This window comes from Micromonospora sp. NPDC049799, assembly GCF_040656655.1.
Classification (GTDB): domain Bacteria; phylum Actinomycetota; class Actinomycetes; order Mycobacteriales; family Micromonosporaceae; genus Micromonospora.
In genome coordinates this window covers 1-8631 of record NZ_JBFAMU010000203.1, presented here as the reverse complement: position 1 = coordinate 8631, position 8631 = coordinate 1, and the positions used below count along the sequence as shown (strand labels likewise).

Here is an 8631-nt window from a genome sequence, read left to right as displayed (position 1 = left end):
GCGCTCGGCGGGCGCGGCCGGCGAGGTCAGCGGGGGCTCCCGCCCCTGGGAGTACGGCGACGAGCAGCCGCTGGACGTGGTGCGCACGCTCACCCGGGCGGTCAGCCGGGCCGGGTCGGGCGTGCCGGTGCAGCTGGCCGTCGAGGACTTCGAGGTGGTGGAGACCGAGCGCCGGGCGTCGGCGGCGGTGGCGCTCTGCGTCGACCTGTCGTACTCGATGATCTCGCAGGGCCGTTGGGGTCCGATGAAGCAGACGGCGCTGGCGCTGTCGCACCTGATGGCGACCCGGTTCCCGCAGGACGCGCTCCAGATCGTCGGCTTCGGCCGCGAGGCGCTGCCGCTGACCCAGCAGGAGCTGGCGGCGGTCGAGCCGGACCTGCAGCAGGGCACCAACCTTCAGCACGCGTTGCGGCTGGCCGGCCGGCACCTGCGTCGCCACCCGGACTCCGAGCCGGTCGTGCTCGTGGTCACCGACGGCGAGCCGACCGCGCACCTGGACCCGGACGACGGGGAGGCGCTGTTCCACTGGCCGCCGCTGCCGGAGACCATCGAGGCCACCGTCCGCGAGGTGGACCGGCTGGCCCGGTACGGCGCCACGCTCAACCTGTTCATGCTCGGCGACGATCCCGGCCTGCGCCGCTTCGTCGACGCGGTGGCCCGTCGCTCGAAGGGCCGGGTGTTCACCCCCGACCTCGACGACCTCGGCGAGTTCGTCGTCTCCGACTACCTCCGCTCCCGTCACACCCGCCGCCGCTGACGCTGTGCGGCTGGTCGGCGCCGGGGCCGGTGGTCGGCCGCGACGAGTGCCGTGGCGCCGCGGCGGGCGGCCGTGTGTCTCGGCCCCTGTCGAGCTGCCCCACGAGTGAGTCCGCGCCGGCGCCGCACCGTCGTCTCACACGTGGGGCAGCTCGACAGCAGCGGGCCGTGGTCGTCGAGCGCAGCCGGGGCGTGGTCGTTCGTGGCCCGGTCGCTCCGGCGCGCACGGTTCCGACGGTCACCACACGTCCGGGTGACCGCGACCGTCGAACGCGGGAGCAGCGCGCGGGTACCGGGGTTGACTGGAGGGCATGGACAGCGGGGCGTTGCGGCGGGCGTACTCCGACGTGCTCGCGGAGGTCGACGGCGGAGGGTTCGGGGATCCGCCGGCCGGGATGCTCGGCGCGGAGCAGATCGTGGCGCACCTCGCGGCCAACGACGAGCTGATGAGCGAGGCGACCGAGGCGGTGCTCGCCGGGGCACCCTTCGCCTACTACGACCTCGCGGGCGTGCACCGGCCGGAACTCGACGCCCTGGCCGCCGAGTGCGGTGGTCTGGACGGCCTGGCCACGCTGCTGCGGGCCACCAGTCAGAAACTGGTGACGCTGGTCGAGCGGCTCGGCCCGGCGGCCGACACCCCGGTGGAGACCCACCTGCGCGAGGGCTTCGACCTGGTCGTCGACGGACCCCTGCCCTGGGGGCGGGTCCTCGACCTGCACACCCGCGTCCACCTGCCCAAACACCTCGCCCAGCTCCGCACCCTCCATACCCCCTAACCGGCGTGTGCCGGCTCCGGCCGGCGAGCGCCGGGCGAGGTCACCCCACCAGCCACTGCTGCTCCACCCCACCGCCGCACGGGGCCTGCTCGACGTCGTCGCCGGCCTCGGTGCCGCCGTCGTCGACCTGCGCGCACTTGCCGCTGTGCAACGCGACGAGCAGCACCGGGCCGGTGCCGGTCGCGGCCATCCGCCACTGCTGGTTGGCCTGGCCGTGGCAGGGGAACTGCTGGAGCTTCGTTCCGTCGTCGCCGCTGGCGCCCTCGACGTCCAGGCAGAGCCCGTACGCCGCGTTGGTCAGCGTCACCACGTCCGGGGCGACCGGGTTGGCCACCCACTGCTGCTCGGGACCGCCGGTGCAGGCGGCGAGCTGGGCGGTCGCCTTCTCGCCGCTGCCATCGACGCCGAAGCAGAGGCCCGACGCGACCGCGCGGAACACCTTCGGCCCGCTGACCGGGGCCGGCGCGGTGGTGGGCGGGGCCGACGGAGTGTCCGACGGCGCGGCCGGGGTGGTGGGCTCCGGCTCGACCGGCGTCGGGGTCGGCTCGGCCTCCGCCGTCGGAGCGCCGGCCGCCGCCGGCACCACCGGCTCGTCGCCGCCGCCACCGAGCACACCGGTCGCGAAGAACACCCCCAGGAGTACGCCCACCACGCCGACGATCAGCGCGGTCCGCAACAACGGGTCACCGGGCAGCCCGGGGCGGGCGGCTCGACCGCCTCCGTAGACCGTGCCGGACTCGTCGGGGCGGTGCGCAGGGGCGGACATACCGGCATCCTCACCCACTCGTGGGGCCGATGGCCAGCCGGCCCCTGCGCGGACGGGATCAGTCGACGACCCGTACGTCCTTCCAGAACGCCACCCGGTCGCGCACCATGTCCGCGTCCGGCTTCGGCTCCGGGTAGTACCAGACCGCGTCGGCGCTGGTCCGGCCGTCGTGCTCCAGCGTGTAGTAGGAGGCGGTGCCCTTCCACGGGCAGACCGTGTGCGTGTCGGACTCGCGGATCAGATCGTCGCGGAGGGCGGCGCGGGGAAAGTAGTGGTTGCCCTCCACCACCACGGTGTCGTCGCTCTCGGCCACGACCAGGTCGTTCCAGACGGCTTTCGGCATGCTCTCCACGCTATGCCGTCCGACGCCACTCGACCACCGTGGACATCCCACGGAATCGGGTGTCGGGCGCGTAAGGTGATCTCATGCACGCGGTGCGTGATCATGACCAGGCGGTGGCCCAGCTGCGACGGTCGTACGCGGCGGTGCCACCGGGGAAGCCGGTCCGGCTCGCCAAGCGCACGTCCAACCTGTTCCGTCCCCGCAGCGCGCCCCGCGCGCCCGGCCTCGACGTCAGCGGGCTGGTCGGGGTGCTCGGCGTGGACCGGGCCGCCCGCACCGCCGACGTGCAGGGCATGTGCACGTACGAGGACCTCGTCGACGCGACCCTGCCACACGGGCTGATGCCGCTGGTGGTGCCGCAGCTGCGCACCATCACGCTGGGCGGGGCGGTGACCGGCCTCGGCATCGAGTCCACCTCGTTCCGCAACGGGCTCCCGCACGAGTCGGTGCTGGAGCTGGACGTGCTGACCGGGGCGGGGGAGATCGTCACCGCCCGCCCGGACGGCCCGCACGCCGACCTGTTCGCCGCCTTCCCCAACTCGCTGGGCAGCCTCGGTTACGCCACGCGGCTGCGTATCGAGCTGCAACCCGTACGCCGGTTCGTGGCCCTGCGCAACGTGCGGTTCACCCGGCTGGAGGCGCTGACCGACGCGATCGCCGAGGTCACCGCCACGAGGGCCTGGGCGGGCGAGCCGGTGGACGTCATGGACGGGGTGATGTTCAGCCCCGGCGAGGCGTACCTGGTGCTCGGCTCCTTCACCGACGACACCGGGCGCGTGCCGCCCAGCGACTACACCGGTCAGGAGATCTACTACCGGTCGCTGCGCCGGCGCACCCACGACCTGCTGTCCACGTACGACTACCTGTGGCGCTGGGACACCGACTGGTTCTGGTGCTCGGCGGCGTTCGGGGCGCAGCACCCGGTGGTGCGGCGGGTCTGGCCGGCGCGCTGGCGGCGCAGCGACGTCTACCACCGGCTGGTCCGGTTGGAGCACCGGCACCAGGTGGCCGCCCGGATCGACCGGTGGCGGGGCCAGCCGGAGCGTGAGCGGGTCGTGCAGGACGTGGAGATCCCGCTCGACCGTACGGCCGACTTCCTCCGCTGGTTCGCCCACACGGTCGGGATGGCCCCGGTCTGGCTGTGCCCTCTGCGGCTGCGGGAGCCGGACGGGCTCGGATCGGCCCGGGCCTGGCCGCTGTACCCGCTCCGGCCCGGAAGGGACTACGTCAACGTCGGCTTCTGGGGGAGCGTGCCGATCGCCGCGGGCGCCGCCGACGGCGACGTCAACCGGGCGATCGAACGCGAGGTGTCGGAGCTGGGCGGACACAAGTCGCTCTACTCCGACGCGTACTACGACTGGGTGGTGTTCGACCGGCTCTACGGCGGCGACACCTGGCGGACGGTGAAGGACCGCTACGACCCGGACCACCGGCTCACCGGACTGTACGAGAAGGCGGTAGCGCGACAATGAGCCTGACCGATCGAGACCAGGGAGCGGCGAGCGCTCCCGCGACCCCGCCGGCGGGGGGCCGGCGTTCGGGTCCCACCGTGGCGGACGTGGTCCGTGCGCTGACCACCGGGGACCTGCCGGTGCGGGTCACCGGGTACGACGGCAGCGCGGTCGGCCCGGCCGACGCCGGGATCACGCTGTCCATCCGCTCCGAGCGGGGGCTGACCTACCTGCTCACCGCCCCCGGCGACCTGGGCATGGCCCGGGCGTACGTCAGCGGGGACCTGGTCCTGCACGGCGTGCACCCGGGCGACCCGTACGAGGCGTTGACCCTGCTCAAGGACGAGCTGCGGCTGCGGACGCCGTCGGTCGCCGAGGCACTGAACCTGGTGCGGGGGCTGGGCTGGGAGCGGCTGCTGCCGCCGTTGCCCCCGCCGCAGGAGGCGTTGCCCCGCTGGAAGCGGGTGGTGAACGGGCTGCGGCACTCCCGTACGCGGGACAGCACCGCGATCTCCCACCACTACGACGTGTCGAACGCCTTCTACGAGAAGGTGCTCGGCGAGTCCATGACGTACACCTGCGCGGTCTACCGCTCGCCGGACGACACGCTGGAGGAGGCGCAGGCGGCGAAGTACGACCTGGTCGCGCAGAAGCTGGCGCTGAAGGCGGGCATGCGGCTGCTGGACGTCGGCTGCGGCTGGGGCGGCATGGTCCGCCACGCGGCCCGCGAGTACGGCGTGAAGGCGCTCGGGGTGACCCTGTCGAAGGCGCAGGCGCAGTGGGCGCGGGCGGCGATCGAGCGGGAGGGGCTGACCGGCCTGGCCGAGGTGCGCCACCTGGACTACCGGGACGCGCCTCGGGAGCAGTTCGACGCGGTCTCCTCGATCGGCCTGACCGAGCACATCGGCGTACGCAACTATCCGGTCTACTTCGGGGCGCTGCGGGACCGGCTGCGGGTGGGCGGGCGGCTGCTCAACCACTGCATCACCCGCGCCGACAACCGCGCGCCGCACCGGTCGGGCGCGTTCATCGACCGGTACGTCTTCCCGGACGGCGAGTTGGCCGGGCCGGGCCGGCTGATCTCGGAGATCCACGACGTCGGCCTGGAGGTGCACCACGAGGAGAACCTGCGGCAGCACTACGCGCTGACGCTGGCCGCCTGGTGCCGGAACCTGGTCGCGCACTGGGACTTCTGCGTGTCCGAGGTGGGTGCGGGCACCGCCCGGGTGTGGGGCCTGTACATGGCGGGTTCCCGGATGGCGTTCGAGCGCAACGGGATCCAGCTGCACCAGGTGCTCGCCACGCGGAACAGCGCGGACGGGGGGAACGGCTACCCGCTGCGCCCGGACTGGCTGGCCTGACGGATCGATCGAAGGCCGCGCCGGTCGTGCCGGCGCGGCCTTCGTCGAAGCGATTGACAAACAAGTTTTGTACGTACAAACTGATTTTGCCATGAGAGACGTCCTGTACCTGGAACAGATCGAGCAGGCCGAGGTCCTGCTCAAGCCCCAGCGCGTCGAGATCCTGCGACAGCTGGCCGAGCCCCGCACCTGCACCGAGGTCGCCGCTCGGCTGGAGCAGACGCCGCAACGGGTCTACTACCACGTCAAGCAGCTCGTCGCGGCCGGCCTCGTGGAGCTGGTCAGCGAACGCAGGGTGCGGGGCATCACCGAGGGCATCTACCAGGCGGTCGCCCGGTCCTACTGGCTCTCACCCCGCCTCGTCGGCCGCATCGGCGCGCGACGGGTGCGCGACGAGCTGAGCCTGGGCTACCTCCTGGACCTGATGGAGGAGGTCCAGGCCGACGTCGCCGCCCTGGACCGGGCCGCCGGAGAACTCCCCTCGGTCGGGGTGTCCGGCGAGATCCGGGTCCCCCCGGAACACCGCCAGCAGTTCCTGCACGACCTGCAGACGACCCTGCAGGACCTGTTCACGCGCTACGGCGGCGCCGAGGGAGACGCCTTCAAGCTCGCCGTGGCCGTCTACCCGAAGGGAACCGACCATGAGTGAACCGATGATCCTGCGGGTCCGCCTCGCCGCGCCCGTCGAGGCCGTCCACCGCGCCCTCACCGACCCCGCGGAGCTGCGCGTCTGGCTGGCCGAGCACGTCGAGGTCGAGCTGCCGACGCGGTACGAGTTCTGGGGGCGGTACACCCCCGAGGGCGATGCCCCGCACCAACGGCTGGTGCACGCCGACGACCACGGCCTGCGCTTCGCCTGGCTGCTCGACGGGGTGGAGACCACCACCGGGTTCGCGTGGGCGGCGGAGAGCCCGGACACCACCGTGCTGACCCTCGACCAGAGCCACGTCGACTTCGCCGAGGCGACGAGCGGCAGCACCATCGGCGTCCTGCAGACCTTCTGGGCGCTGTCGCTGGCCAATCTGGCCGCCCACCTGGAGGGGCAGCCACTGCTGCCGAAGACGGACTTCACCTCCGCCGAGATGCGCGGCGAGTTGGTCATCGCCGCCCCCGCCGACAAGGTGTGGGATTCGCTGACGGACTCCGGACAGGCCAGCGCCTGGTTCGGCTACCCGATCGGCATCGAGCCCTGGGTCGGTGGCCGGTACGCCATGGGCGGCTTCGAGTCCGGTCACGCGGCCAAGGTGGTCGACCTCGACCCGGGTCGGCGGATGTCCGTCGACTGGGGACCGATCGGTGTCACCACCTGGGAGCTGGCCGAGTCGCAGGGAAAGACCACGCTCACCTTCGTGCAGAGCGGCTTCGACGAGCAGAACCCCCCGTACAGCGCCTGGGCCGGGTCGGTCTCGGGTCTGGCGGAGCTGCGCCGCTTCCACGAGATGGCGGACTGGCAGCCGATCTGGCTCTCGGTCGAGGTGCCCGGCCTGGAACCGCAGACCGCCTGAGGGGTGTCCCGGGAGATCTTGGTACGAATCAGCCTCTCCGGGGCCCTTCGTACCAAGATCTCTTCGGCGTACGGGTTCGTGGGGTGATTAAGAGGGTGGAAGTGGGTACTGGCGGGCGATGTTCTTCATCTTCGGTCTCCGTACCAAGGTCACCCAATCGGGCGTCACGCAGCAGGTCTGTCGCAACTGCGGCAACCACGCGGCGCAGGTGATCACCCGCCGCGCGACCAAGTTCAGCCTGTTCTTCATTCCGCTGATCCCGATCCGCACCCGCTACATGCAGCAGTGCACCTTCTGTGGCGCCCAGTACGACGTGTCGAAGTCCGACGCGCAGCGTCTCCCGGTCGGCTGAGGCGGGAATGGCCCGTTTCCTCTGCTGGCTGATCGGCCGGCAACCCGTCGCGCCGGCCCGCGCCCCGGTGCACACCGTCTCCCGGCCGCCGTGCACGCCCCGGCGGCGCCCGCGCCGGCGGGAGCGCCGGCCGCTGGCCGGTACCGCCCTGCCCCGCTCGCCCTGGAACCGTTCCGCCGGCCGCTGACCACCTCTGTGATCTCCGCCCTCGGCTCTGCCGGGACGCGCGAACCGGCCACGATCACCGCCGGTCGTTGACAAGGGGCCCTTCCTCTACGCGAGGAATTAATGGGGGGCCCTTCCTTTCATCTAGGGTGGCGGATCGTGACGAGCAGCGAGGAGCGACTGGCGGTGATCCGGGGCGGCGTGCCCGCCCGGCGGCACAACGCGCGCACCATCGCCGCGTTGACCGGCAACCCGGGCTGCACCCGGCGGGCGATCCTGGACGGCGCCGGGGTGGACAAGCCGGCGCTGGCCGAGCGGATCGGCTTCCCCGCCCGGTTCGGGCAGTCCCGCTTCGCCATCACCCGCGGCAACGCGTTCGAGGCGCAGGTCAAGGCCGACGGTGGGGCCGAGCTGCTGCGGCTGGTCGCCGAGCGGCTGGGCGTACCGGTGCCGGAGGCGGCGAGCTGGACGGACTTGGGCGGCGCGCAGGACCTGCCGGACCGGCAGGAGCGGTCCCGGGCCGCGCTGACCGCGCCCGGCGACGGTGCGGCGCTCTTCGACCATCCGCTGCTCGCCCTCGACGTGGCCGGGAAGCGGGTGCACCTGGAGCCGGACCTGGTGGCGGCCCGGCTCGCCGGCCGGTTCCACGTCGTGGAGGTCAAGTCGTTCCCGGTGATCGACGGGCAGGCCGACCCGGCGAAGGTGTCCGCCGCCGCGATCCAGTCCGCCGTGTACGTGCTGGCCCTGCGTGACCTGCTGGCCGCCGCCGGGCAGGACCCGGAGCAGGTCTCCCACGAGGTGGTGCTGGTCTGCCCGCGCGACTTCGCCAACCAGCCGGTGGCCAGCCTGGTGGACGTGCGCAAGCAGCTTCTCGTGCTGCGCCGCCAGTTGGACCGGATGGCCCGGCTCGACACGCTGCTCGCCACGGTGCCCGAGGACTTCACCGCCGATCCCAGCGCCGACCCGGCCACACTGCGGGCCCAGCTCGCCACGGTGGAGGCCCGCTACGCGCCGGAGTGCCTGGCCGCCTGCGAGCTGGCGTACTTCTGCCGGCACGAGGCGCGCGCCGGTCCACCGCAAGATCCTCTACGCGATGTTCGACTCGGGGTACCGGCCGGACCGCGGCTACGTGAAGTGCTCCCGCGTGGTCGGCGAC

Annotated in this window: 11 protein-coding genes; 9 read left to right on the top strand and 2 right to left on the bottom strand. The window is 72.7% G+C overall.

What is annotated here, in order from left to right; all coding sequences use genetic code 11:
* Both AB0I76_RS16700 and AB0I76_RS16695 read left to right on the top strand, forming a co-directional pair.
* Positions 1 to 757 (top strand): VWA domain-containing protein (locus AB0I76_RS16700; RefSeq protein ID WP_357035679.1); only part of this gene is annotated, 757 nt, incomplete at its 5' end.
* A 310-nt stretch (positions 758 to 1067) separates the two neighbouring features.
* Positions 1068 to 1532 carry a hypothetical protein gene (locus tag AB0I76_RS16695; protein WP_357035676.1) on the top strand — a complete coding sequence of 155 codons (465 nt, stop codon included), beginning with the start codon at positions 1068 to 1070 and terminating at the stop codon, positions 1530 to 1532.
* 40 nt (positions 1533 to 1572) lie between these two features.
* On the opposite strand, the gene AB0I76_RS16690 is transcribed toward AB0I76_RS16695, so the two are convergent.
* Together AB0I76_RS16690 and AB0I76_RS16685 are read right to left on the bottom strand one after the other, a co-directional pair.
* Complete coding sequence (locus tag AB0I76_RS16690; protein WP_357035673.1) at positions 1573 to 2298, bottom strand: RICIN domain-containing protein; 726 nt, start codon at positions 2296 to 2298, stop codon at positions 1573 to 1575.
* A 58-nt stretch (positions 2299 to 2356) separates the two neighbouring features.
* The gene (locus AB0I76_RS16685; protein WP_357035670.1) at positions 2357 to 2641 is read right to left on the bottom strand and encodes a DUF427 domain-containing protein; all 285 of its coding nucleotides are present in this window, start codon (positions 2639 to 2641) and stop codon (positions 2357 to 2359) included.
* A gap of 83 nt (positions 2642 to 2724) precedes the next feature.
* On the opposite strand from AB0I76_RS16685, the gene AB0I76_RS16680 reads away from it, so the two are divergent.
* The 7 genes from AB0I76_RS16680 to AB0I76_RS16650 all read left to right on the top strand — a co-directional run.
* Positions 2725 to 4113, top strand: coding sequence for an FAD-binding oxidoreductase (locus tag AB0I76_RS16680; RefSeq protein ID WP_357035667.1), 1389 nt, complete (start codon positions 2725 to 2727; stop codon positions 4111 to 4113).
* Entirely contained in the window at positions 4110 to 5453 is a 1344-nt protein-coding gene (locus tag AB0I76_RS16675) for a class I SAM-dependent methyltransferase (protein ID WP_357035665.1), read from the top strand. The genes AB0I76_RS16680 and AB0I76_RS16675 overlap by 4 nt, the downstream gene beginning before the upstream one ends.
* Before the next feature lie 91 nt (positions 5454 to 5544).
* Positions 5545 to 6102: a helix-turn-helix domain-containing protein gene (locus AB0I76_RS16670; RefSeq protein WP_357035662.1), complete on the top strand. Its 558-nt coding sequence runs from the start codon at positions 5545 to 5547 to the stop codon at positions 6100 to 6102.
* Complete coding sequence (locus AB0I76_RS16665; protein WP_357035659.1) at positions 6095 to 6958, top strand: SRPBCC family protein; 864 nt, start codon at positions 6095 to 6097, stop codon at positions 6956 to 6958. The genes AB0I76_RS16670 and AB0I76_RS16665 overlap by 8 nt, the downstream gene beginning before the upstream one ends.
* A gap of 118 nt (positions 6959 to 7076) precedes the next feature.
* Positions 7077 to 7310, top strand: coding sequence for a zinc-ribbon domain-containing protein (locus AB0I76_RS16660; RefSeq protein ID WP_357035656.1), 234 nt, complete (start codon positions 7077 to 7079; stop codon positions 7308 to 7310).
* Between the two features lie 7 nt (positions 7311 to 7317).
* The gene (locus AB0I76_RS16655; protein ID WP_357035653.1) at positions 7318 to 7497 is read left to right on the top strand and encodes a hypothetical protein; all 180 of its coding nucleotides are present in this window, start codon (positions 7318 to 7320) and stop codon (positions 7495 to 7497) included.
* A gap of 137 nt (positions 7498 to 7634) precedes the next feature.
* A partial coding sequence (locus AB0I76_RS16650; protein WP_357035650.1) for a hypothetical protein occupies positions 7635 to 8631 on the top strand: 997 nt, incomplete at its 3' end.

What these genes read in the sequence shown, in the direction of transcription:
- AB0I76_RS16695 (WP_357035676.1), top strand. Translation starts at nt 1,068, where the DNA reads ATGGACAGCGGGGCGTTGCGGCGGGCGTACTCCGACGTGCTCGCGGAG.
- AB0I76_RS16690 (WP_357035673.1), bottom strand. Translation starts at nt 2,298, where the DNA reads ATGTCCGCCCCTGCGCACCGCCCCGACGAGTCCGGCACGGTCTACGGA.
- AB0I76_RS16685 (WP_357035670.1), bottom strand. Translation starts at nt 2,641, where the DNA reads ATGCCGAAAGCCGTCTGGAACGACCTGGTCGTGGCCGAGAGCGACGAC.
- AB0I76_RS16680 (WP_357035667.1), top strand. Translation starts at nt 2,725, where the DNA reads ATGCACGCGGTGCGTGATCATGACCAGGCGGTGGCCCAGCTGCGACGG.
- AB0I76_RS16675 (WP_357035665.1), top strand. Translation starts at nt 4,110, where the DNA reads ATGAGCCTGACCGATCGAGACCAGGGAGCGGCGAGCGCTCCCGCGACC.
- AB0I76_RS16670 (WP_357035662.1), top strand. Translation starts at nt 5,545, where the DNA reads ATGAGAGACGTCCTGTACCTGGAACAGATCGAGCAGGCCGAGGTCCTG.
- AB0I76_RS16665 (WP_357035659.1), top strand. Translation starts at nt 6,095, where the DNA reads ATGAGTGAACCGATGATCCTGCGGGTCCGCCTCGCCGCGCCCGTCGAG.
- AB0I76_RS16660 (WP_357035656.1), top strand. Translation starts at nt 7,077, where the DNA reads ATGTTCTTCATCTTCGGTCTCCGTACCAAGGTCACCCAATCGGGCGTC.
- AB0I76_RS16655 (WP_357035653.1), top strand. Translation starts at nt 7,318, where the DNA reads ATGGCCCGTTTCCTCTGCTGGCTGATCGGCCGGCAACCCGTCGCGCCG.